Source organism: Pseudooceanicola sp. (assembly GCF_029213205.1).
Taxonomy (GTDB): domain Bacteria; phylum Pseudomonadota; class Alphaproteobacteria; order Rhodobacterales; family Rhodobacteraceae; genus Pseudooceanicola.
In genome coordinates this window covers 81,046-104,267 of record NZ_JARGNH010000005.1, presented here as the reverse complement: position 1 = coordinate 104,267, position 23,222 = coordinate 81,046, and the positions used below count along the sequence as shown (strand labels likewise).

The following is a 23,222-nucleotide window of genomic DNA, read 5'->3' as shown; positions in this document are numbered from 1 at the left end:
ACACAAATCACCCGACAGCTTCCCCCATGTCGGGCCGCATGTAACCCTTGGATTGATGGCCAATCAGACCGGAGACCGCAAAGCGCACCAGCTGATCGCGCATCGCCACCCGGTCAACCTGCGACAGCGCACCCCGCGACAACACCGCCAGTCGATCCGCGCCGCGATCCTCAGCACAGGTCAGAACGGTGGAATTCACCAAAAACAGATAGCGCGCCGACAGATCACCCGGGCCCGCATCGGGACAGGCCAGGGCGAAAGCGGCGATAAAACTGTCGGCCAGCGGGTTCAGATAGGTTGCCACGATCCGCCGGGTGGAATCATCCGGTGTCACCCGGTGCATCAGGATGAACCGCGCCATCAGCGCGCCCTGCGCCTCATTGCCGTCGCCCATATAGGGTTCGATGAAAATCGAAACCAGCTCGGCCAGATCGGGCGGCGATTTCCGCGCCTCGGCGGCCCGCAGGCAGCGGTTCAGCGCATTCATACGCAGCTCGCTGGCCCGGGCGATGGCCCGTTCGAACACCGCCACCGTCAGATCGTCCTTTGATCCGAAATGGTAATTCACCGACGCCACATTGGCGCCTGCCTGACGGGTGATCTCGCGCACCGAGGTCAACTCGACCCCCTGCTCGGCAAACAGTTTTTCGGCGGCGGCGAGTATCCGCAAGGCGGTTGGGGCGTCCAGGTCCTGAATGCGTTTCAAACTCATGTTTTCGGTATTCGCCGATCCACAGGTTCTGTCAACCGGACCTGGACCTGCCCTCAAGGGATCAAAACGATCTTGCCGCGCACATGTCCGGCCTCGCTCAGCGCATGCGCCTTGACCGCCTCGGTCAGCGGCATGGTCTCGATCACCGGTGGTTTCCAGGCCCCGGCATCGGCCAGTTCAGCCACCCGCGCCATCCGCGCGCGGCTGCGGCCCACCGCCGGGCGCAGTGACGTGACGTCGGCGCGGGTCGGTTCGGGTGCTGTCCCGCCAGAGCCGACAAACGCCGCCCGCCCGCCGGGCCGCAACGCTGCAAAGCTGCTGGCCACGGTGTCACCGCCGACGCAATCGAACACCGCGTCACGATCGCCAAGCACCTGCCCGAGATCGGCGTCGCGGTAGTCAATCGGCTGATCCGCACCCAGCCCGCGCAGGTAATCATGGTTGTCGCTGCGCGCCGTCGCGGCGACCTTGGCACCAATGTAATGGCCCAGCTGCACCGCCATGCCGCCAACCCCACCGGCACCGCCCTGCACCAACAGGTTCTCGCCCGGCTTCAGGCCCAGCGTGTCCTCGATCGCGACCATCGCGGTCAGTCCGGCCAGCGCAATCGCGGCGGTTTCCACATGGCTGAGGCTGCGCGGTTTCAGCGCCACCAGCCCGGCATCCATCACGATACGCGAGGCATAGGCGCCCTCGGTTTCCTGCGGGCAGACCCCGAACACCTCATCGCCAATCGCCAGATCGGCACCTTCGCCCAACCCGATCACCACGCCGGAGAAATCGCGCCCCAGCACATGCGGCAGAACATGCTGTTGCAACGATTTGCCGCGCCGCACCTTCCAGTCGGCGGCATTGACGCTGGCGGCACGAATCTCGATCAGCACCTGACCGGCGCCGGGCACCGGATCGGGGCGCTCTGCCAGTTTCAGAACCTCAGGCCCGCCATGTTCCGCAAGCTCCATCACCCGCATCCGAAATCTCCTCCTAAAGTTGCGCCCGATGTCCCTCGGGTCGAATTCTCCAGCCATAAGCATAGACCAAGCCGCCGCCATATTGACATGCCCTTCTGCGCACATGAGGGTATCGACGAATGGAACCGGCCCTTGCTTTGGCATACCAAATGCGACGATGCCGGGGTCGAAGAGTCTGGGAGAGCGCCGATGTATGACTTTGAACTGGTCAAGCCAAAAACCGTGGACGAGGCCATCGACGCCCTGCAATCGGACGAGGCGCTGCCGCTGTCCGGCGGTCAGACCCTGATTCCGACAATGAAACAACGGCTGGCCTCACCGGAAAAGCTGGTCAGCCTGCTCGGCATCGCGGCGCTGAAAGGCGTTTCGATCAGCGGTGGAACCGTGACCATCGGCGCGATCACCAACCACGACAGCGTGGCGCGTGAAACCGCCACCAGCTTTCCCGGCCTGTCCGGTCTGGCCGGGCATATCGGTGATCCGGCAGTGCGCAACCGTGGCACCATCGGCGGCTCGCTGGCCAATAACGACCCCGCCGCCTGCTATCCGGCGGCGGCGCTGGGTACCGGTGCGACCATTGTCACCAACAGCCGCGAAATCGCCGCCGATGACTTCTTTGACGGGCTGTTCACCACAATTCTGCGCGAGAGCGAGATCATCACCGCCGTCAGGTTCCCGATTCCCGAAGTGTCGAATTACCAGAAATTCGAACAACCCGCGTCGCGCTTTGCCCTGACCGGTGTCTTCGTCGCCAAATATCCCGATGGTGTCCGGGTTGCCGTCACCGGCGCCAGCGAAGACGGCGTGTTCCGCTGGGCTGAGGCCGAGGCGGCGCTGAGCGCTGATTTCTCTGCCGCCGCGATTGCCGGACTCAGCCATTCCAGCGAGGGGTTGATCGCCGATCTGCATGGCACCCCGGACTACCGCGCCCATCTGATCAAGGTTATGACCGGCCGCGCCGTCGCTGCGGCCAGCTGACAAACCAAGCCTGATCACCCCAGCCAGCCGGACGCATACGCGATCCGCGACACCGCCGCAAAGCGGGCGACGCGGGTCAGTTCCGCATCCAGCCTTGCCAGCCGCCCCTTGCTGGCCCGCACCCCGGGTTCCAGCCAGAGCCGGGTGATTGCCAGCACATCGTCGCCGCGCCGCGCCTTCATGTCGATCCGCCCGATCAGCCGGTCGCCCTCCAGCAGCGGAAACACGTAATAGCCGTACTGGCGCTTGGCCTCGGGCACGAAAATCTCGATCCGGTAGTGATAGCCAAACAGGAATTCGGTGCGATTGCGGTCACGGATCGCCGGATCAAACGGGCTGAGCACCCTGAGCCGCGCCGACGGCGGCGCCAGCTCCGCGGCTTCGTCCAGCAACCCGGGGCGGGCGAAATGCCGCCGTGGCTGGCCATCAGCGCCAAGAATCGTAACTGGCTCGATCCGCCCGGCGGCGACCTCTGCCCGACACCAGTCTGCCGTTTCGGCGGGTTTCACATGGCCCCAGAACGCCGCGATCTGGCCCGAGGTGGCAAACCCCAACCGATCCAATGCCGCGTGGTTAAAGAAATCCACCGTCGCCGCCGGATCCAGTGGTGCTTCGGGCGCGGGCAACACCCGCTCGGTCAGGTCATAAATCTTGGTAAAGCCATCACGCCGCGCCACCGCCAATTTCCCGGTGCGCCAAAGATATTCCAGCGCGGTTTTCGACGGATGCCAGTCCCACCAGCCACCGCTCTTGCCCTTGTGCTCCGGCGCCGTCAGATCGCCTGAGCGCACGGCCCCGGACTCGCGGATATGCGCCAGCACCCGGGCAACCTCATCCAGATAGGCGCCGCCCTGCCAATTCGTCCATTTCTCATGCAGCCGTTCACCGTCGCGTTGAAACCTGAGCCGCCAATGCGGGAAAAACTCGGACGGCACCACCGCCGCGTCATGGGTCCAATGCTCGAACAGATGCCGGTGCCGTTCCACCAGCGGGCGCAAATTGGCCGGGCGATAGGCCGGGCGACGCGCGAACAGGATCATGTGATGGGCGCGTTCCACCGTGTTGACGCTGTCCACCTGCACGAACCCGAGGCGGCGGATCAGCTGTCTCAGATCATCGCCACGTCCAGGCCCCTGCGGGGTATCGCCGAGCAGATGCCGGTGCAGAAACACCCGCCGGGCGGCGCCATTGTCCAGAACCGGCGGCACCATTGCTCAGCCCCGGCGCAGGGTGTCGCCGAAATCAATCTTCGGCGTCAGCTCAATACTCTGCGCCTCGCCGCCATCCTTCATCCGGTCGGCAATGATCTGGGCCGCAAGGCTGCCGATTTCATCGCGACAGGAATCCATCGTCGCCAGCTGCCGCGGCAGACCCTTCAGCAGCCGCACCCCGTTGAACCCGGCCATGCCGATGCTGCCGGGTACGTCATAGCCCTTTTCGATCATCCACAGCAGCCCACCGGCACCGATCAGATCGTTGGAATAATAAAGGAAATCGAGGTCCGGATTGCGCGTCATCATCGCCGCCGTCATCTCACGCCCCTTGGCCAGCGCCGAACCGCCGGAATAAAACTCCTGATCGGCGATCTCGATTCCCCCCTTGGCCAGAGCCTCGGTAAGACCCTCAAAGCGTTTGCGGGCACGATGATCGAGCCCCAGCCCGGTGCCCAGAAACCCGATCCGCCGATACCCGGCCTCAAGGATCGCGCGGCCCATTTCACGGCCCGCCCGCCGGTGCGAAATCCCGACCATCGAATCGATCGGTAGGCCATCGGTATCCATGACCTCGACCACCGGAATCCCGGCCGCCTTCAGCATCGCCCGGGCGGCGTCGGAATGCTCCAACCCGGCGATAATCACCCCCGAGGGCCGCCACGAGAGCATCTCGTAGAGCACCTTTTCCTCTTTTTCCGGCAAATAATCGGTCAGCCCGACCACCGGCTGCAGATCAGTGGTTTCAAGCACCCGATTGATGCCGGTCATCACCTCGGGAAACACCAGGTTGGACATCGACGGAATGATCACCGCCACCAGGTTGACGCGTTGACTGGCCAGCGCCCCGGCGATCTTGTTGGGCACATAGCCCAGCCGTTTCGCCGCCTGCAGCACCTTTTCGCGGGTCGCCGCCGAGACATCGCCGCGATTGCGCAGCACCCGGCTGACCGTCATTTCCGAAACGCCAGACGCCTCGGAAACGTCGCGGAGCGTCAGAGGGCGCGGATCTTGCTTGGTCACGGCATTGTCCTGAAGTTGGTGACTTTCAGTTTGCGCCATGCCCCGCGCCGGTTCAAGCGGCTTGGCATCGCGAAAATGCCGATCCAGCCGCCGCCACAAGGATGACAAGCCCGCCAACCCGGGCTAAGAGGGCGTCAACGGCCCCGTGGCTCAACTGGATAGAGCAGCCCCCTCCTAAGGGGCAGGTTGCAGGTTCGAATCCTGCCGGGGTCGCCATTTCACGGGTCCCGCCCGCTCAAACGATCTTGATCACCGATTTGTCGATCGCCAGCATGTATCCCTTGCGGGCAATGTTGCGCACAAGGAGTTCGCTGACCATCTGGTTGCCCAAGGTGTCGCGCAGGCGTTTGATTCGGGTGGCACCGGCGGCCTCGTCGCAATCGCCGACGGGGCGACCCGAGATGGCCGATTCGATCTCGATCCCCGACATCACATCGTCATCCATCCGCGCCTCGGCCAGGATGGTCAGGGTTTCCAGCGCGGCGTCGGTCAGTTTGAACGCCATGTTGTTGAGGTAGATGGTCTTCTCATCGCGGCTGATCAGCAGTGAATTCACCTCGATGCCGGAGCGTTCGATCTGTGCCATACGCCGGTTCAGGGTAATCAACAGCACCAGAAACACCAGCGCCGCCAGCAGCAGCGCTGTGGCAAACACCAGCAGCACGAAGATCACCGTACGATAGCTCTCCAGCACTTCGGAAAAGGCGGTGCCGGATTGGCCGAGAATCTCCAGCAGCTTGACCTCGGCCTGGCTGGTCAGCCCATCATTCTCGGCGAATATCCGCGCCACCCGGTCGTTGAAGGCGTTGGCATCCGGCAGGTTCAGGAACAGCAAGACACCAGCGACCAGCAACAACCCGACGATCACCGCCAGCCCATAGGCGACGGTGCGGGTGCCCGTGCGCCGCGCGTCAGAAGCGAAGGTAGTATTGTCCGGCATTGGCCTTCCTCTGCTCCAGCCCGGTGTCGTCAAAGACACTCAGCACATTGAGCAGCGTCCAGCCGTTCTGTGCAAGCCGTGCCGCCACTTCGGATTTCGCCGCACCGCTGCTGCAGGACGACACCTGCATCACACCGTAATGCAGTTTCAGCGGGCTGTCGCGGCGCGCCTTGTAATCGGCATAGCAGGCGGCCTGAGCGGCCAACGGGGTGGCGAGACTCAGGGCCGCGGCCAGCAGGAGGGGGGCGAGGTTTTTCATCACTCGAAAATGCGCGCAACCCGGATGATATTCAATAACCAAAGGGGGTTGGCGTGGTGGTTATCGGATAACCACGCGCTGTTATTGCCTGATTTCACCGATCGGGGCGAGGCTTGGGTCATCACCTCTCGGGCCGCAACGTCCGGGGTCACAACCCAGGGCACGCCGCCCGCCACCGAAAGGACCTACCCCATGTCACGCAAATTCATCGCCACCATCCTCGCCGCCTCGCTGGCCGTCACCACCTTCACCGCGCCCGCCAAGGCCGGCAACGACGACCTGGTGAAATTCCTGGCTGGCGCCACCGCTCTGGTGATCATCGGCACCGCCATTGAACAGAGCAACCGCGGCCGCACCACCACCCGCTACGAAAACCGTTATGTGCCCCCCAAGGCCCATAATTCCGGGCATCGCGATGACCGCTATGACAATCGCCATGACAGCCGCAACGACCGGCGCGGTCGCGACACGGCCCGCACCATGCCCTCGACCTGCCGGACGACGATCAATACCAGGCGCGGCCCGGTCGAGGCCTTTGGCTATAGCTGCGTGCAGAAACATCCGCGCGTTGCCGCCAACCTGCCTGGCCGCTGCGTGACAAACGCCCACACCCGCCGTGGCACCCAGATGGTCTATTCCGGTCAATGCCTGCAAGGCGCCGGCATCCGCACCCGCTAAGCGGATCGAACACCCGCGCCGTCCAGTTGGCGCGGGCCAGGCCCCGGCGGGTGAGCAGCGCCGGGGTCACCTCCAGCAAAGGGGAAGGGCACCGATGCCCTTCCCCTTTTACCTTGCCATGCCGACGCCTCTCCGATTGAACCGGCCTATGAACCAGCCGGATTACAGTTTCGAAACCGCCGCCCATACTGCGGGCGCCCTGCGTGTCGCCGGGGTCGATGAGGTCGGGCGCGGGCCTATTGCCGGGCCGGTCACCGCAGCGGCGGTGATCCTCGACCCCGCCCGCATCCCTGCCGGGCTCAACGATTCCAAAAAGCTGAGCGCAAAGCGCCGCGATATCCTGGCGGCAGAGCTGCACGCCTGCGCCGAGGTCAGCATCGCCCATTGCACGGTCGAGGAAATCGACCGCCACAATATCCTGCGCGCCAGCCATATCGCCATGTGCCGGGCCATCGACGGGCTGCCCAGCGCCCCCGATCACCTGTTGATCGACGGCAATATGATCCCGCGTGGCCTGACCCTCCCAGCCGAGGCGATTGTCAAAGGCGACGGGCGCAGCCTGTCGATTGCCGCCGCCTCGATCGTGGCCAAAGTAGCACGCGATGCGATCATGCGGGATCTTGCGCAACACTTTCCCGGTTACGGCTGGGAGACAAACGCCGGATACCCGTCAAAAAGCCACAAGGCGGCGCTCCTAGATCTGGGGATAACCCCACATCATAGACGCAGCTTTGCCCCCATCCACAATATCTTGTGTAAAGATATTTAGGTAAGTGATTGATTCAAAAAAGAAATTGACCGCGAATCAGGTTTGACTCATCTTTCTCGGCAATGAACGAGCGCATCGAACAGCGCCGGGACGAGGCAGATAATGACGAAAACCACCGCTCAGGCAGCGCCCGCGCTGCCGTTGAACACGATTCTATCCGGCGATTGCGTGGAGGCGATGAACGCGCTTCCTGAGAATTCGATCGACCTGATCTTTGCCGACCCACCCTATAACCTTCAGCTCAAGGGCGACCTGCACCGGCCCGACAATTCCCGCGTCGATGCGGTGGATGACCATTGGGACCAGTTTGCCAGCTTCAAGGTCTATGACGATTTCACCCGATCCTGGCTCGCCGCCGCCCGCCGGATCCTGAAACCGAACGGGGCGATCTGGGTGATCGGGTCCTATCACAATATTTTCCGGGTCGGCGCCGAGCTGCAAAACCAGGGCTATTGGATCCTGAACGATGTGATCTGGCGCAAGGCCAACCCGATGCCGAACTTTCGCGGCAAGCGCTTTACCAATGCCCATGAGACGATGATCTGGGCCTCGAAAGGCGAGGGTGCAAAATACACCTTCAACTATGAGGCACTGAAAGCCCTGAACGAGGGCATTCAGATGCGGTCGGACTGGGTTCTGCCGATCTGCAATGGCGGTGAGCGGCTGAAAGACGCCAATGGCGACAAAGCGCATCCGACGCAGAAACCGGAATCGCTGCTGCACCGGGTGCTGGTCGGTTCGACCAATCCCGGCGACGTGGTGCTTGACCCGTTCTTTGGTACCGGCACCACCGGCGCCGTGGCCAAGATGCTGGGCCGCGATTTCATCGGTATCGAACGCGAAGCCGCCTATCGCGAGGTTGCCGAGAAACGGCTGAAGAACGTGCGCAAATACGACCGCGAGGCGCTGCAGGTGTCGACCGGAAAACGCGCCGAACCGCGGGTGCCCTTTGGCCAACTGGTCGAACGCGGCATGCTGCGCCCGGGCGAAGAGCTCTATTCGATGAACGGGCGGCACAAGGCCAAGGTCCGTGCCGATGGCACCCTGATCGGCGACGACATCAAGGGGTCGATCCACCAGGTCGGCGCCCATCTCGAAGGCGCGCCCTCCTGCAACGGCTGGACCTATTGGTGCTACAAGAAAGACGGCCAGACCGTGCCGATCGACATCCTGCGTCAGCAAATCCGGTCTGAAATGAACTGATCCAACATCGGCTTACCGCCAGCATCGCACCCGTGCGATGCAACTTTGCGCCCCGCCCTCATCGGCGGGGCCTTTTTTTGGCGACGTTAGACCTGAATCACCCACTCTGAAGCGGCCACGAAATCACTGAGGGATGCACCAAAAAAAGTCGCCGTAATACTAACCCATTGGCAGATCTCTTTACTTGGGATTTGCCAATGGAGTCAGAGTGTTGTATAAAAATGGTGCGGACGACCGGACTTGAACCGGCACGGGGCAAGTGCTTCCTACGGCGGCCCCCGTAGCTTCCAAGGCTACTGTGTCTACCATTCCACCACGTCCGCGTTGAAGTGCCCGCCCCTTGACAGGATTTCCCATGTCAGGAGCGGGCTTCTGGGATTAGTCCCAGATTGTAGACTTTACGGAGGGGGCATCTTGTTTCCTTTCGTGGCTAAAGTTCGAAGCGGAGGGCGAGCCTTCCACGGAATTGTCCTCCGCTTCACATAAAAACCAAAGTCCGTTGACCTCTTTATACAGACCAGACTTCTGGCCCTTTCGAAGTTCACTGCGGATTGTTGAAACTGCGATCATCTGTTCGTTTTCGGTTTGCGCCCCATCAACTATTTGTTGTGGCGTGAGTCCTGTGCGTGACGCAGAAAGCATTCGCATCGTCAGAGCTTTGGGCAAACCTCTAGGCGCGCGCTTGCGCTGAGGTGTGGCGTCATCATCTTCCTGATCGAAGGTATTATTCTGCTCGTCCTCGGATTGCGCTGCGGTGACGCCAGGCGATAGCAGCATCAGCATCTCGCGCTTCGCGTCCTCTTTTCCACGCGCGTAAGCTTCATCTGATGCCCTCTTGATAAGAGCCTCAATTTCAGAAGTTATAGATGCAATGCTCATAACCAGCCCAACTAGATTTAGCGGGAGAGACCCCGATTCATCGCATACATAGCGCCAATACTAGGCGCGTACAATAATTTAATGGGATAGGCGCGAATAAGCGCGTCACGACTAACTCAAAGCAGACACATCCGACGACGCGCTTGACCGGTCACGAAAAAGTCGGGCCTGACCAAGAAGCAGGAAGCGGTCGGCAGTAAAAAAGACTAACGGCGCTCATTATCGGGTGTGTGTGGACTATTCTGACTGTCGGATACGCGACATATACTATCGCTCACCCCGTATGCAGGCCGCGCTTGTAAGGCGCCCAATCGGTGATCTCGGGGTAATACATCGCCCGCCACTTGCGCACCCGGGGATTCATCCAGCGTCGCCACAGCGGAGGCACCATCGCCACCGAGGCCATGATCGGATAGCCATAGGGCAATTGCGGCGCCTGATCCGCGCCATAGGTCTGCAACAACGGGAACCGCCGGTCAGGTTTGTAATGGTGATCGGAATGCCGTTGCAGGTTGATCAGCAGCCAGTTCGTCGCCCTGTGCGAGGCATTCCAGGAATGATGTGGCATCACCCGTTCGAATTTACCGTCGCCCAGGTATTTGCGGGTCAGCCCGTAATGTTCGACGTAATTGGTCAGCTCCAGCTGCCAGATCGCGACAAAGGCCAGGAACAGGAACAGCCCCAGCCCGGCCCAACCACCGGCCAACAGCGCCAGCCCCAGCATCAGCGCCTGCAGCGCCGCATAGCGCCAGAACGGATTGCGCCGGTCGAACATGGAGGCGCCGCGCCGCGCCAGCATCCGCTTCTCCGCAGCCCAGGCCGAGCGCGGGCATTGCCGCAGCACCCGGAGGAAATAGCGCGGAAAGCCTTCGTTGTAGCGGGCGGTCACCGCATCGCGCGGGGTGGCGACATCGACATGATGCACCAGCAGATGTTCGCTGCGAAAATGTGAATAGAGCACATTCGCCAGCAGCAGGTCGCCGAGCCAGCGCTCAAGCTTGTTCTTCTGATGCATCAGCTCATGCGAGAACACGATCCCGGTCGCCCCGGCCATGATCCCGACGCCGTAAAACAGCACCAGCACTTCCAGCAGGCTCAGATGGTCGCTGTGGGTGACGTAATAGATCAGCGAAAACACCGTGATCGCCTGGATCGGAAACCAGATCATGGTGATCGCGCGATACCAGAACAGATCGGAATCCGGCGTGTTCGGGTCTGGATTGTCCAGATTCAGCCCGGTCAACGCGTCCAGAATGCTGAAGGTGAAATAGCTATAGAGCGGCAGCAGAACCACCGACCAGCCGCCATGGACGGCACCGATCCAGGCCAGCGGCACGTTCAGCATCGACAGCGCAAACGGCAAGGCCGAGGTGAGTTTCGCGGTGCGATCGGGAGCGGTCATCCGGGCCTCTGGGGTTGAACGGGAAGACGCAGAGTTTCAACCATTGTCAGCGCCACCACGCCAAAGGTCAAATGCCTTGCGCATCACCGTCGGCAGGTCGGCGGGGCGGAAATCCTGACGCGGGACAAAGGCACTTTCCCCGGGCTTCAGGGCAATCGTGGTGGACTCGGGATGGGCGGCGCGGCCCGTGCGGCTGTCCATGTCGATATCCGCGACGAAAAGCGTCAGCCGCAGATGGAAATGGGTGAAAGTATGGCGCACCTCGCCCGGCAGGCGCTGCCAATCGGCGGGGACAGGCGGCACTTCGGGCGGAACAGGGTCGCTCACGGGCACCCAATCGCCGCCGGGCCAACCCAGGGTGCCGCCGAGCAACCCCGTGTCCGGCCGCCGTTCCAGCAACAGCGCCCCATCCGCGCGCCGGGCCAGGTAGACCGCGCCATGGCGCACCGGCTTGGGCTTTTTCGCCATCCTGCGCGGCAGCAGCGCGGCAGTTCCGGCAGATCGTGCCGCACAGGGATCACGCCAGGGACAAATCCCGCAACTCGGTGATTTCGGGGTGCAGATCGTCGCCCCCAGATCCATCACCGCCTGGGCGTAATCGCCGCTGCGCGCTTCGGGGGTCAGCCTCGCCGCCAGCACGGTCAGCTCGCGCTTGGCCCCCGGCAGCGGCTCATGCCGGTCAAACAGCCGCGCCATCACCCGTTCGACATTGCCATCAACCACGGTTTCGACCCTGTCAAAGGCAATCGCGGTAATCGCGGCGGCGGTATAGGGGCCGATCCCTGGCAGCTCCATCAGCGCCGCCCGCGTATCGGGAAAGACACCGCCATGGTCATTGACCACCGCCCTGGCGCAGGCCAGCAGGTTGCGGGCGCGGGCGTAATAGCCAAGCCCGGCCCATTCCGCCATCACCTGCCCATCCGCCGCCGCCGCCAGATCGCCAACCCGCGGCCAGAGCGTGGTGAACCGGGTGAAATAGTCACGAACCGCGGCAACGGTGGTCTGTTGCAGCATCACCTCGGACAGCCAGATGCGATAGGGATCGGGCAACACCCCGGCCGCCCGTGCCGCCGGGCCGATCCGCCACGGCAGGTCGCGCGCATGCTGGTCATACCAGGTCAGCAACGCCTCGCTCAGCTCCCCGTCACGCAATCTTTATGTCCCCGCTCCTGTTTCGCGGCTGGCAACCGCCGCCTCGGTCACTAGAATAGCCGCAGGAAGAGGGATGCAAGACATGACCCGCCGCAGCACCACCACCTACGGGTTCAAGCGCACCGCAAACCTGCTGGAAAGCCGGATTCGCCGGGCTGGCGAAAGCCGGGGCTTTGCCGTGACCCGGTTGCTGACCCATTGGGACGAGATTGCCGGGCCGGATCTGGCCGGCCTCGCCCGGCCTGTCGATGTCAAATATGGCCGTCAGGGGCTGGGCGCGACGCTGACCCTGCTCACCGATGGCGCCCGCGCGCAACTGATCGAAATGCAAAAGGAAAAGCTGCGCGAGCGGGTGAACGGCGTCTATGGCTATAACGCCATTGCCCGCATCCGCATCACCCAGACTGCGGCCACCGGATTCGTCGATGGTCAGGTGGCGTTTGAGCCTGCGAAACCGCCGGTTGCGGCGACACCAGACCCCGAAACTCTGGCCAGGGCCAGCGCCAGCACAACCGGGATTGGCGACACTGACCTGCGGGCAGCGCTTGAGGCTCTGGCCCGGAATGTTCTAAGCAAGCAAAAGACCTAGGAAAGGATCGCATTTTGGATCGCAGGACACTTATCGCGGGCGCTGCCGCCGTCGCGGCCATCGGCGCCGGGGGCGTTTACTGGTCCCGCCGCGAAGCCGCCCCGGCCACCACCCAAATCAACGCCTCGACGACCGAGGATCTTGAAGCAATCGACACCTCTTCAGTCATCGAAATGGTACAGGGCACGCCTGACGCCAAGGTGACGGTGCTGGAATACGCCAGCTTTACCTGCCCGCATTGCGCCAGCTTTCACGCCGGCCCCTATCAACAACTGAAATCCGACTATATCGACACCGGCAAGGTCAGGTTCATCTACCGCGATGTCTATTTCGATCGGTTCGGCCTCTGGGCCTCGATGATCGCGCGCTGTGATCCGAACCGGTTCTTCGGCATTTCCTCGCTGCTCTACAAACAGCAAAAGGACTGGCTGGGCGGCGAAAGCCCGGCGGCGATTGCCGACAATCTGCGCAAGATCGGCAAGGTCGCAGGCCTGACCGACGATCAGGTCGAAACCTGCCTCGCCAACGAAGACACCGCCAAGACCCTGGTTGCTTGGTATGAAAAGAACACCGCCGCCGATGACGTCAGCGGCACCCCGACCCTGTTCATCAATGGAACCAAACATTCCAACATGAACTGGGCCGATTTCAAGAAGCTGATAGATACGGCACTGGAGGATTGATGACCACGCCCCTAACCGGCCTCAAGGTCGTTGAACTCGCTCGCATTCTCGCCGGTCCCTGGGCCGGTCAAACCCTGTCCGACCTCGGCGCCGACGTGATCAAGGTCGAAGCGCCGGATGGCGACGACACCCGCACCTGGGGGCCGCCGCATATCACGCGCAACGGCGAAACCACCGCCGCCTATTACCATTCCGCCAATCGCGGCAAGCAATCGGTCACCTGTGATTTCCGCACCCCTGAGGGGCAGGCCTTTGTCCGCGATCTGGTCAAGGATGCCGATATCCTGATCGAGAATTTCAAGGTCGGCGGGCTGGCCAAATACGGGCTGGACTACGCCAGCCTGAGCGCGCTGAACCCAAAGCTGATCTATTGCTCGATCACCGGCTTTGGCCAGACCGGCCCCTATGCCCATCGGCCCGGATACGATTACATCATTCAGGGCATGTCCGGCTTCATGTCGATCACCGGCGAACCGGATGGCCAGCCGCTGCGCGCTGGGGTGGCAATCACCGATCTGTTCACCGGGGTCTATTCCACCACCGCGATCCTGGCGGCGCTGCAACAGCGCCACACCACCGGGCGTGGTCAGCATATCGACATGGCGCTGCTGGATTGCGCGGTTTCGGTGATGGCCAACCAGGCGATGAACTACTTCGCCTCGGGCAACCCGCCGCAGCGCACCGGCAACACCCATCCGAATGTGGTGCCCTATCAGGTCTTTGCCACCGCTGACGGCCATATCATCATCGCCACCGGCAATGACGGTCAGTATCAGCGGCTCTGTGATGTGCTGAACCTGTCGGCGCTGAAGGACGATCCACTGTATCGCAGCAATGGCGACCGGATCAGCAACCGCGCGACGCTGATCCCGCAATTGGCCGCCGCCTGTCGGACCTTTACCAAGGCCGATCTGCTGGCCGCCTGCGAGGCCAACAATGTCCCCGCCGGGCCGATCAACGACATGGGCGAGGTGTTTGCCGATCCGCAGGTGATCGCCCGTGGCATGAAGCTCGACCTCGACGGGGTGCCGACAGTGCGTTCGCCCTTCGTGTTCTCGGATGCCGAGCTGAAATTGACCACGCCATCACCGACCCTGGGTGAGCATGACAGCTGATCGCGACATCCGGCGCATGAACCGATGCGCCAGCAACGGAAAAAGGCGGTAAATCCGCCAAAGCCACGCCGCCTTGCCGATGACCACCTCATCGCGGCGCCCAGCGAGGCCGTCCAGGATCGCCTGGGCGGCGCGCGCGGACATGCTGGCGGGTCCGGATTGTGCGATGCGCGGCTATCCGGGGCTGCGGCCGGGCTGAACGCTATTCGCCCAGCTTGGCATGCACCTCGTCCAGATCGATCTCACCGATCGGCATCTTGTTCGACGGATCGTTGAAATCGTATTTGAACAACTCAAAGTCGCGCTTGTAGATCTCGTAGACCAGATGCTTCGACAGATCGTCGAAGTAATCTTCGACCGGGTGCAGACGCTTGGGCCCATGGCCTTCGGATTCGTTGAAGCGCGGAATCTGTTTCAGATCAATCGGATGCTTGGTTTCGATGCTGTTCAGCACCTCCTGCATGCCGTCGTTGAACGACTCGGTCCAGAAAATCTTGTCGTAGTGACCGCCGTTGACGATGAAGGTCGAGATATGGCCGGACATCGCTGACCAGTGGATATCCGGCTCCATCGGGCGCCGCCAACGGATGGTGTCGCGGGCGAACAGCAGGAACCGGCGGAAGGATTTGATCTGGTCGAACTCTTCCTTGCCATCGTCACCGCCGACCTCGACCCCGTATTTCTGGATCAGCAGCGGCACCAGATTGCCACGATAGCGGTTGCCGTTGCGCTGGATGCCACAGATCTTGTCAAAGAATGACGACAGGATCCTGGCGTAGGGATTGCGCACGCAGGTGAAGGCATAGGATCTGTGATTGCGGACATTGTCCTCGATCAGCTGGTGACTGTTCTCCATCGCCCATTTGTGCATGCCGTAATCGGCGTCATGGATGTCACCGTCAAAAAATTCACCATGATCCGCATAGAACATGATCTGCCCGATGGTCGAGCAGGCGCATTTCGGAACCACCCGATAGACGACGCTCTCGCTCTCGGTCATCCAAGTACCTGGAAACCCCATAAACTGCCCTAAGCCTCCGACTTGGCGACCGCTTTTGTGCGGCCTTCGTGCTTTGCTAAACAAAAAAGCAAACTAATGAGGTTTAATCAACGCACCTTCACGCTTATCACAGTGCAAACCTTAACTTAGTTGCCCCTACGCACGCCGGAACATGGCCCGAATCGCTTTCATATTGCTCTGCCACAAGGACCCGGAGGCGATCATCCAACAGGCTGAGCGCCTGACGGCCGTGGGCGACTACATGTCGATTCACTTTGACGGCCGCTCTGACCCCGCACATTACCAGAAAATCCGCGACGCCCTGGCCGACAATCCCAACGTCACATTTGCCAAACAGCGGATCAAATGCGGCTGGGGGGAATGGTCGCTGGTGCGGGCCACCCTGAACGCCATCGAGGCCGCGGTCGAGGCCTTTCCCCGTGCCACCCATTTCTACATGCTCTCGGGCGATTGCATGGCGATCAAATCCGCTGAATTTGCCCATGATTACCTGGAAAGCACCGACCATGACTTCATCGAAAGCTTTGATTTCTTTGAAAGCGACTGGATCAAGACCGGGTTCAAGCAAGAGCGGCTGATCTATCGCCACCTGTTCAACGAACGCAAACACAAATGGTGGTTCTATGCCTCGATCGGGCTGCAGAAACGGCTGCGCCTGACTCGGAAAGTGCCGCCTGACCTGCAAATCATGATCGGCAGTCAATGGTGGTGCCTGAGGCGTCAAACCATTGAATCGGTTCTGGAATTCTGCAAGTCCCGGCGCGACGTGGTCCGGTTTTTCCGTACCACCTGGATCCCGGACGAAACGTTTTTCCAAACCGTCGTGCACCACATCGTGCCGCGAGAAGAGATCCGGTCGCGCTCCCTGACATTCCTGATGTTCACCGACTACGGCATGCCGGTGACCTTCTACAACGACCACTACGATCTGCTGCTCAGTCAGGATTTCCTGTTCGCACGCAAGATTTCGCCGGATGCGCATCAGCTCAAGCGCCGTCTGGGCCAACTCTACGCCGCCAAGAACATCCGCTTTGACGTCAGCAACGAGGGCCCCAGCCTGTTCAAGTTCCTGACCGGCCAGGGTCGGCTCGGACGCCGCTTTGGAATGCGGTTCTGGGAAACCGAATCGACCCTGGGCCGCGAGCGCGAGCTGCTGATCGTGATCTCCAAGAAATGGCACGTCGCCAAACGGCTGCTTGAGCGCATTCGCCAGGTCACCAATGTCCCGGCCATTGAATACCTGTTTCACGAGGAAAGCACGCCGCTACCCGACCTCGGCGGCATTCAAAGCACTTTGGGTAAGCGCACCCGGCACCGGCGGGCGCTGGTGCGGATGCTGTTCGACTATTACAATTCCGACCGGCTGCTCCTCTGCCTCGACCCGAATGGCATCGATCTGCTGCATGACTTCTGCTCCGACCGCTCGGTGACCCGGCTGCTCGACATCGAGTGCCAGTTCAGCGACGATTACCTGATTGGCCATGCCAAGCGGGTCGGGCTGGCCGGCGAAAGCACCCCGCGCGAAACCATGGAACGGCTGCTGCCCACCATCCGCAACGACATGGATTTCGAATCTGACCGGCTGCGCGATGCCGGTTTCGAAAATATGTACCGGATACGCGAGGTCGACACTCCGGCACAGAACGCGGCACCACTGGCCGCCTTTCTGTCGATCACCCCCGAAAAAGCCCGCGAAATCGCGGAAATGGATTACCTGTTCAACGACTGAGGTACGCAATGCCCTATGCCTATGACGACCAAAACATCTTTGCCAAGATCCTGCGCGGCGAGATCCCGAACCGGACGGTGCTGGAGACCGAGCACACCCTGGCCTTCGAAGACATCCGCCCGCAGGCGCCGGTGCATGTGCTGGTGATCCCCAAGGGGCCCTATGTCACCTATGACCATTTCGCCGAGGCCGCGAGCGATGCCGAAATCGTCGATTTCAACCGCGCCATCGCGGCGATCTGCAAGATGGTCGGGGTGACCTCGGACATCGGCGAAGGCTGCCGGTTCATCTCCAACGCCGGTGAGCACGGGGTGCAGGAGGTGCCGCATTACCACCTGCATATCCTCGGCGGTCGCCGCCTTGGCCGGATGCTGGAACGTCCGCGCGAACAGCCGTGACGCTGGGCCAGGCCTTTGGCCTTTTGGCCTTCTGGCTGATTGCGGCAAACGTCCTGGCCTATGGCGCCTTTGGCTATGACAAGGCGCAGGCGCGCGCAGGCGGCTGGCGGGTCGCCGAGTCAAATCTGATCCTGATCGCCTTTCTCGGTGGCTGGCTCGGGGCGAAGCTGGGCCAGCGGCACTTTCGACACAAGACGCGCAAAGAACCGTTTCGCACCAACCTCGACATGGTGCCGCTGCTATGGGTCGTGGTCGCTGGCGCGGCAGCGATCTTTTTCCGGGAGTTTCTTATCGCCTGGCTGAAACCACTGCTTTAACGCGGCGGCAGGGTGTCGAATTGCGGCACGCCCTCGGCGATGCAGTGGAACGGCTGCGCCTCGCCCATGAAGATCGCCGCCGAGGGGCCGGAATAGAGCGACGGATCGTCCATCGTCCCGACCTTGACCACCAGCGTCTTGCCGTTCGGCTGCCGGGTGGTCAGGTGGGTGCCGCAGGTCGGACAGAAGTCTCGACTGCGCGGCGCCTCAAGATCGCTGCGGGTGAACCGCGCCGGGGTGCCCTTGGTATAGGTCAGCGCATCGACGGCGAACATCATGAAGAAGTTCGGGCCGCCGCCCGACACATATTGGCAGGGCCGACACTGGCATTGCGCCTGAAACAGCACCTCGCCTTCGACCGCGTAGCGAACCGCGCCGCAATAGCATCCACCTTCGAATTTCATGGCATCCTCCCGGTTTTGATCAGGATAGGCGCCCTGCCCGCTCTTGCCCAGACCCGGCTGATCGACCATAGTTTGGCCGATCAATCGCCCGTGCAAAGGACCATCCGCCATGCCCATCGAAGCGCCAGAAACCAAAATCGTCGAAAGCCACAAGATCGCCTGCGACGGTGGTGAAGGGGCGCTTGGCCATCCAAGGGTCTGGCTGCATATTCCCGACGACATCGGCTGGGTCGAATGTGGCTATTGCGACGCGAAATATGTGTTGAAGGGCGGCAAGGCAGACCAGGGCAGCGCGGCCTGATATCCGTTTGGTCGCGCCGGCAAGCCTGCGCGATGCCTCCGGCGGGAATATTTTTGGCAAGATGAAGCGGGAGACCGCAACACAGGGCAACCGCAGGAAGGGATCGGCATGAGTTTCGGCAAGGGGTGCCACCTGCACCTGATCGACGGATCGGCATTCATCTTTCGCGCCTATCACGCGCTGCCGCCGCTGACCCGCAAATCCGACGGGTTGCCGATCGGCGCAGTGGCCGGGTTCTGCAACATGTTGCAGCGCTATGTCGAGGGCAACACGGGCCCCGATGCTCCGACCCATGTCGCAGTGATTTTTGACAAGGGCAGCCACACCTTTCGCAACGACCTTTACGATCTCTACAAGGCCAACCGCGAGGCGATGCCAGAGGATCTGCGCCCGCAGATGCCACTGACACGGGCGGCGACCGAGGCGTTCAACATCGCCAGCAAGGAGCTGGAGGGGTTTGAGGCCGACGACATCATTGCCACCCTGTCCTGCCAGGCCCGCGACGCCGGTGGCCGGGTGACGATCATCTCATCGGACAAGGATCTGATGCAGCTGGTCGGCGGCGGAGTCGAAATGCTCGACGCGATGAAGAACCTGCGGATCGACCGCGACGGGGTGCTGGAGAAATTCGGCGTCTATCCCGAACGGGTGGTCGATGTGCAGGCGCTGGCCGGTGACAGTGTCGATAACGTGCCCGGCGCGCCGGGGATCGGGGTCAAGACCGCAGCGCTGCTGATCAACGAATATGGTGATCTGGATACGCTGCTGGCCCGGGCCGAAGAGATCAAGCAACCCAAGCGCCGCCAGACCCTGATCGACAATGTCGATCAGATCCGGCTGTCACGGACCCTGGTGCAGCTCGATTGCGCCACGCCGCTGGACTTCACCCTCGACGATCTCGAGGTTCGCGACCCCGACCCCGAAACCTTGTTGAAATTCCTGACCGAGATGGAGTTTCGCAACCTGACCAAGCGGATCTCTGACGCGCTGGGGGTTGCCGCGCCGGTAATCGCCGAACCCGCGACCGCCGCCAATGCAGACGCCGCCGCGCCCGAGATGCCGCCGATTGATCCCGCGGCCTATGAATGCGTGATCGAGATGGCAGCGTTGGACAAATGGATCGCCCGGATCCGCGAGCGCGGCTATGTCGCCGTCGACACCGAAACCACCGGGCTGGACGAAATGCGCGTCGATCTGGTCGGCATCTGTCTGGCGGTTGAGCCCGGGCAGGCCTGCTACATTCCGCTGACCCACAAGGCCAGCGGCGGCGAGGGCCTGTTTGCCAATGACGATCTGGCCGGGGGACAATTGCCGCTGAACGACGTTCTGGCCGCGCTGAAACCGGTGCTTGAGGATGATGCGGTCCTCAAGATCGGGCAGAACATGAAATACGACGCCAAGATCCTGAAACGCTATGGCATCGACATCGCGCCTTTTGATGACACCATGCTGATCAGCTATGCCCAGCACGCGGGCGAGCACAATCACGGCATGGACACGCTGAGCGAGCGCTACCTCGGCCATTCACCGATTCCGATCAAGACCCTGCTGGGCAGCGGCAAGAGCCAGATCACCTTTGATCTGGTGCCAATCGAGGACGCGGTGAAATACGCCGCCGAGGATGCCGATATCACCCTGCGGCTCTGGCTGTTGATGAAGCCGCAATTGCATCGGCGCAAGGTCACCACGGTTTACGAGACGCTAGAACGGCCGCTGGTGCCGGTTCTGGCCCGGATGGAGACGGCAGGGATCAAGGTGGATCGCGACACGCTGAGCCGGATGTCGAATGCCTTTGCCCAGAAGATGGCGCAGCTCGAGGACGAGATACAGGAGCTTGCGGGCGAGACGTTTAACGTCGGCTCCCCGGCGCAGGTGGGCGAGATCCTGTTCGAGAAGATGGGCCTCGAAGGCGGCAAGAAAGGCAAGACCGGCAAGTATTCCACCCCGGCGGATGTGCTGGAGGATCTCGCGACCGAGCACGAACTGCCCGGCCGGGTGTTGGACTGGCGGCAGCTGCAGAAGCTGAAGTCGACCTATACCGATGCGCTGCAGGACCACATCAACCCCGAGACCGGGCGGGTCCATACCTCTTACGTGATTGCCGGGGCGAACACCGGGCGGCTGGCCTCGACCGATCCGAACCTGCAGAACATTCCCGTGCGCAGCGAAGAGGGGCGGCGCATCCGCGAGGCCTTTGTCGCCGAGCCGGGCAAGGTTCTGATCTCGCTCGACTACAGCCAGATCGAACTGCGGATCCTGGCGCATATTGCCGAGATCGACGCGCTGAAACAGGCCTTTCACGAAGGTCAGGACATTCACGCCGCCACCGCATCCGAAATGTTCAACGTGCCGCTCGATCAGATGACCCCGGATGTGCGCCGCCAGGCCAAGGCGATCAATTTCGGGGTGATCTATGGCATTTCGGCCTTTGGACTGGCGCGCAACCTGCGGATTCCGCGAGATCAGGCCAAGGGATTCATCGACCGCTACTTCGAACGCTTTCCCGGCATTCGCGAATATATGGATGAGACGGTGGCCTTTGCCAAGGAACACGGCTTTGTCCAGACGCTGTTCGGGCGGCGCATCAACACGCCAGAGATCAACGCCAAGGGGCCACGCTCAGGCTTTTCGCATCGCGCCGCGATCAACGCACCGATCCAGGGCTCGGCCGCCGATGTGATCCGCCGGGCGATGATCCGCATGGATGACGCCATTGTCGGGCTGCCTGCGCGGATGCTGTTGCAAGTGCATGACGAACTGGTGTTCGAGGTCGAGCAGGGCGCCGAAGAGGCGCTGATCAAAGCGGCCCGCGATGTAATGGAGAATGCCGCCGACCCGGCGGTGAAACTCTCGGTGCCGCTGACTGTTGATGCCGGACAGGGTGCCAATTGGGCCGAGGCGCATTAGCGCAGCCAGACCTCGACCCGCCGGTTCGCCTGCCGGCCCCAGGTGGTGTCGTCACAGGCCATTGGCATCGCCTCGCCAAAGGCCTCGACCTGGAGCTCAACCCGGGTCAGATCCATCGCTTCGGTGGCGGCGACCACCGCCCGGCGCAGGCTTTCAGCTCGACGCATCGAGATTTTGCGATTGGCCTCGGCCGGTCCGGCACCATCCGAGAAGCCGACAAACACCAGCTTGCGCCCGTCGAACTGCCCGGATTCCAGCGCCACTGCCAACTGCCGGATGTTCGAGCTGCTCTGCGCGTCCAGCGCCGCCGACCCGGCCTGAAACCGGAACGACAGGGTTAGGCGGCTGAGCGGCGTCAGAGCCGCTACCATGCGTTGCAATTCCTCAAGCCCGACACCGTCACCGGCGCGGGCAATGGCATTGGCAAAGCGGTCGCCCTGATCGTCGATCGGCATTTCCTCAGGGGATTGGTCGATGAACCCGGCGCGCCGGATCACCAGCTGCGCCGGGGCGCTGCGGGCATAGGCCAGGAATTCCCGCGCCAGACGCGGCAGACGCCGGGCCGGGGTGTAGAGGAACAGCGGCACGGTCAGCGGGTAATCCTCGGTCTTGGCGTTGCGACGACTGGCATGGATGGCAAAGCCACAATCGCCCGACAGGCCCAGCGGCACCGCATTGCCAATGCCCGACACCGTTGACAGCCCGATGGAAAAAGGATCAGCCACCACCGCGCGCCACAATGCCGCATCGCTGTTATGGCGTTGTGCATCCGCGCGCAGATCGGCCCCGATTGGCGCCAACAGCTTGTCCTCAGCAGCCTGGGCCAGCCCGGCGGCGGCATCGCGCATATGCACGCTGATCGGCGCATCCGGGCCGCCGAGCGCCGCCCAACTGGTGATTCGCCCGGAAAACACCGCCGCCAGATCGGCCAGGGTGATTTCGGTCAGCGGACTACCCGGCGCGACGATCGGCACCAGCGCATCCAGTGCCAGCACCCGCGCCCGATTGGCGGCACGCATCTCGCCCATCCCGGCCTGATAGGCGCGCTGGGCCTCTTCATTGCGGATTTCGCGGCGCGACAGCACCACGTCGGCCTCATTGACCAGCAAATCGGCAAAGCCTTCGTCGGTGTTGGTGCTGTGCACCGAAAACCGCGCCACCACCTTGCCGGTTTCGCGCTGGGTCAGCACAAAGGTGGTGCGCGTTGGCCCGTCCGTCTCTTCAGCCATGCTGAACCGGTTGCGCCGGGCAAAGCCGTCGATCAGCGCCGGGATCAGCACCTCGCCTGCCGTCGCCGCGCCGGAAATCTCAAGCTCGGCAACAAAGCTTTCCAGATCGGGACAGCCAGGGCCGTCACAATTCACCCCCGAGCCGTCAATGGTCAATTCGCCATAGATCGTGTCGACCCGGTAGAATTGTCCGTCATAGCCGAGGATATTGCCCGCGATCTCGATCGAGCCATCGCGCGAGGTCAGGGTAACGTCCTGTGCCGCCAGCGGCGCAGCGCAGGCCAACAGACATATCCGGAAAAGGAAATGTGCGGCGAATCTCGCCGCACAGTAAAATCGCATGTGAGGGCCT

The 23,222-nt window shown here is 62.2% G+C and carries 25 protein-coding genes and 2 tRNA genes; 13 read left to right on the top strand and 14 right to left on the bottom strand.

Translation table 11 applies throughout. The features are described 5' to 3' along the window. Positions 1 to 7: 7 nt before the first annotated feature. Entirely contained in the window at positions 8 to 712 is a 705-nt protein-coding gene (locus tag P1U48_RS06175; protein ID WP_301068060.1) for a TetR/AcrR family transcriptional regulator, read from the bottom strand. A gap of 53 nt (positions 713 to 765) precedes the next feature. Beyond that, the gene (locus P1U48_RS06170; RefSeq protein ID WP_301068058.1) at positions 766 to 1,683 is read right to left on the bottom strand and encodes an NADP-dependent oxidoreductase; all 918 of its coding nucleotides are present in this window, start codon (positions 1,681 to 1,683) and stop codon (positions 766 to 768) included. Positions 1,684 to 1,872: 189 nt separating this feature from the next. Between P1U48_RS06170 and P1U48_RS06165 the strand changes: the two genes are divergently transcribed. Then, positions 1,873 to 2,661 (top strand): xanthine dehydrogenase family protein subunit M, encoded by a 789-nt coding sequence (locus P1U48_RS06165; protein WP_301068057.1) that lies wholly within the window; start codon positions 1,873 to 1,875, stop codon positions 2,659 to 2,661. A 14-nt stretch (positions 2,662 to 2,675) separates the two neighbouring features. Here P1U48_RS06165 and P1U48_RS06160 read toward each other — a convergent pair whose 3' ends face one another. Both P1U48_RS06160 and P1U48_RS06155 read right to left on the bottom strand, forming a co-directional pair. Then, positions 2,676 to 3,872 carry a crosslink repair DNA glycosylase YcaQ family protein gene (locus P1U48_RS06160; RefSeq protein WP_301068056.1) on the bottom strand — a complete coding sequence of 399 codons (1,197 nt, stop codon included), beginning with the start codon at positions 3,870 to 3,872 and terminating at the stop codon, positions 2,676 to 2,678. A gap of 3 nt (positions 3,873 to 3,875) precedes the next feature. Continuing rightward, the gene (locus tag P1U48_RS06155; protein ID WP_366142865.1) at positions 3,876 to 4,895 is read right to left on the bottom strand and encodes a LacI family DNA-binding transcriptional regulator; all 1,020 of its coding nucleotides are present in this window, start codon (positions 4,893 to 4,895) and stop codon (positions 3,876 to 3,878) included. Positions 4,896 to 5,034: 139 nt separating this feature from the next. On the opposite strand from P1U48_RS06155, the gene P1U48_RS06150 reads away from it, so the two are divergent. Next, positions 5,035 to 5,111: transfer RNA gene (locus P1U48_RS06150), tRNA-Arg, on the top strand. Between the two features lie 19 nt (positions 5,112 to 5,130). On the opposite strand, the gene P1U48_RS06145 is transcribed toward P1U48_RS06150, so the two are convergent. After that, complete coding sequence (locus P1U48_RS06145) at positions 5,131 to 5,835, bottom strand: hypothetical protein (protein WP_301068054.1); 705 nt, start codon at positions 5,833 to 5,835, stop codon at positions 5,131 to 5,133. Further along, positions 5,807 to 6,094, bottom strand: coding sequence for a hypothetical protein (locus tag P1U48_RS06140; protein WP_301068052.1), 288 nt, complete (start codon positions 6,092 to 6,094; stop codon positions 5,807 to 5,809). Before P1U48_RS06140 ends, P1U48_RS06145 begins: the two co-directional genes overlap by 29 nt. A gap of 192 nt (positions 6,095 to 6,286) precedes the next feature. On the opposite strand from P1U48_RS06140, the gene P1U48_RS06135 reads away from it, so the two are divergent. The 3 genes from P1U48_RS06135 (at position 6,287) to P1U48_RS06125 (ending at position 8,744) form a co-directional block, all read left to right on the top strand. Next, positions 6,287 to 6,772 carry a hypothetical protein gene (locus P1U48_RS06135; protein ID WP_301068051.1) on the top strand — a complete coding sequence of 162 codons (486 nt, stop codon included), beginning with the start codon at positions 6,287 to 6,289 and terminating at the stop codon, positions 6,770 to 6,772. A gap of 148 nt (positions 6,773 to 6,920) precedes the next feature. Next, a complete protein-coding gene (locus P1U48_RS06130; RefSeq protein WP_301068050.1) occupies positions 6,921 to 7,541 on the top strand; it encodes a ribonuclease HII in 621 nt (206 codons plus the stop codon). A gap of 102 nt (positions 7,542 to 7,643) precedes the next feature. Further along, positions 7,644 to 8,744, top strand: a complete 1,101-nt coding sequence (locus P1U48_RS06125) for a site-specific DNA-methyltransferase (RefSeq protein WP_301068049.1) — start codon at positions 7,644 to 7,646, stop codon at positions 8,742 to 8,744. A 222-nt stretch (positions 8,745 to 8,966) separates the two neighbouring features. Here the strand turns inward: P1U48_RS06125 and P1U48_RS06120 are convergent. The 4 genes from P1U48_RS06120 to P1U48_RS06105 form a co-directional block, all read right to left on the bottom strand. After that, positions 8,967 to 9,067 (bottom strand) — tRNA-Pro (locus tag P1U48_RS06120). A gap of 55 nt (positions 9,068 to 9,122) precedes the next feature. Next, positions 9,123 to 9,623, bottom strand: coding sequence for a hypothetical protein (locus P1U48_RS06115; RefSeq protein ID WP_301068047.1), 501 nt, complete (start codon positions 9,621 to 9,623; stop codon positions 9,123 to 9,125). Positions 9,624 to 9,897: 274 nt separating this feature from the next. Next, complete coding sequence (locus tag P1U48_RS06110; protein WP_301068046.1) at positions 9,898 to 11,025, bottom strand: alkane 1-monooxygenase; 1,128 nt, start codon at positions 11,023 to 11,025, stop codon at positions 9,898 to 9,900. A gap of 36 nt (positions 11,026 to 11,061) precedes the next feature. Further along, positions 11,062 to 12,177 (bottom strand): A/G-specific adenine glycosylase, encoded by a 1,116-nt coding sequence (locus tag P1U48_RS06105; RefSeq protein ID WP_301068044.1) that lies wholly within the window; start codon positions 12,175 to 12,177, stop codon positions 11,062 to 11,064. 82 nt (positions 12,178 to 12,259) lie between these two features. Between P1U48_RS06105 and P1U48_RS06100 the strand changes: the two genes are divergently transcribed. The 3 genes from P1U48_RS06100 to P1U48_RS06090 are packed head-to-tail and all read left to right on the top strand — an operon-like array spanning position 12,260 to position 14,564. Then, positions 12,260 to 12,766 (top strand): DciA family protein, encoded by a 507-nt coding sequence (locus P1U48_RS06100; protein ID WP_301068136.1) that lies wholly within the window; start codon positions 12,260 to 12,262, stop codon positions 12,764 to 12,766. A 14-nt stretch (positions 12,767 to 12,780) separates the two neighbouring features. Further along, the gene (locus P1U48_RS06095) at positions 12,781 to 13,449 is read left to right on the top strand and encodes a DsbA family protein (protein ID WP_301068043.1); all 669 of its coding nucleotides are present in this window, start codon (positions 12,781 to 12,783) and stop codon (positions 13,447 to 13,449) included. After that, entirely contained in the window at positions 13,449 to 14,564 is a 1,116-nt protein-coding gene (locus tag P1U48_RS06090) for a CaiB/BaiF CoA-transferase family protein (protein WP_301068041.1), read from the top strand. Before P1U48_RS06095 ends, P1U48_RS06090 begins: the two co-directional genes overlap by 1 nt. Here P1U48_RS06090 and P1U48_RS06085 read toward each other — a convergent pair. Beyond that, complete coding sequence (locus tag P1U48_RS06085) at positions 14,535 to 14,708, bottom strand: hypothetical protein (protein ID WP_301068040.1); 174 nt, start codon at positions 14,706 to 14,708, stop codon at positions 14,535 to 14,537. The genes P1U48_RS06090 and P1U48_RS06085 overlap by 30 nt on opposite strands. Before the next feature lie 58 nt (positions 14,709 to 14,766). Beyond that, complete coding sequence (locus P1U48_RS06080; RefSeq protein WP_301068039.1) at positions 14,767 to 15,585, bottom strand: sulfotransferase family protein; 819 nt, start codon at positions 15,583 to 15,585, stop codon at positions 14,767 to 14,769. A gap of 151 nt (positions 15,586 to 15,736) precedes the next feature. Here P1U48_RS06080 and P1U48_RS06075 point away from each other — a divergent pair, with 151 nt between their 5' ends. The 3 genes from P1U48_RS06075 to P1U48_RS06065 are packed head-to-tail and all read left to right on the top strand — an operon-like array spanning position 15,737 to position 18,029. Continuing rightward, complete coding sequence (locus P1U48_RS06075) at positions 15,737 to 17,314, top strand: DUF5928 domain-containing protein (protein WP_301068037.1); 1,578 nt, start codon at positions 15,737 to 15,739, stop codon at positions 17,312 to 17,314. 8 nt (positions 17,315 to 17,322) lie between these two features. Then, on the top strand, positions 17,323 to 17,712 hold the full coding sequence (locus tag P1U48_RS06070; protein ID WP_301068036.1) for an HIT domain-containing protein: 390 nt from the start codon (positions 17,323 to 17,325) through the stop codon (positions 17,710 to 17,712). Next, the gene (locus P1U48_RS06065) at positions 17,709 to 18,029 is read left to right on the top strand and encodes a DUF1294 domain-containing protein (RefSeq protein ID WP_301068034.1); all 321 of its coding nucleotides are present in this window, start codon (positions 17,709 to 17,711) and stop codon (positions 18,027 to 18,029) included. The genes P1U48_RS06070 and P1U48_RS06065 overlap by 4 nt, the downstream gene beginning before the upstream one ends. On the opposite strand, the gene P1U48_RS06060 is transcribed toward P1U48_RS06065, so the two are convergent. Beyond that, entirely contained in the window at positions 18,026 to 18,433 is a 408-nt protein-coding gene (locus P1U48_RS06060) for a GFA family protein (protein ID WP_301068033.1), read from the bottom strand. The two genes, P1U48_RS06065 and P1U48_RS06060, sit on opposite strands and share 4 nt — an antisense overlap. Before the next feature lie 109 nt (positions 18,434 to 18,542). Between P1U48_RS06060 and P1U48_RS06055 the strand changes: the two genes are divergently transcribed. Both P1U48_RS06055 and polA read left to right on the top strand, forming a co-directional pair. Next, positions 18,543 to 18,734: a zinc-finger domain-containing protein gene (locus P1U48_RS06055; protein WP_301068031.1), complete on the top strand. Its 192-nt coding sequence runs from the start codon at positions 18,543 to 18,545 to the stop codon at positions 18,732 to 18,734. A 108-nt stretch (positions 18,735 to 18,842) separates the two neighbouring features. Then, positions 18,843 to 21,641 carry a DNA polymerase I gene (gene polA / locus P1U48_RS06050; protein WP_301068030.1) on the top strand — a complete coding sequence of 933 codons (2,799 nt, stop codon included), beginning with the start codon at positions 18,843 to 18,845 and terminating at the stop codon, positions 21,639 to 21,641. Here the strand turns inward: polA and P1U48_RS06045 are convergent. Continuing rightward, on the bottom strand, positions 21,638 to 23,212 hold the full coding sequence (locus P1U48_RS06045; protein WP_301068029.1) for a phosphate ABC transporter substrate-binding/OmpA family protein: 1,575 nt from the start codon (positions 23,210 to 23,212) through the stop codon (positions 21,638 to 21,640). The two genes, polA and P1U48_RS06045, sit on opposite strands and share 4 nt — an antisense overlap. Positions 23,213 to 23,222: the final 10 nt, after the last annotated feature.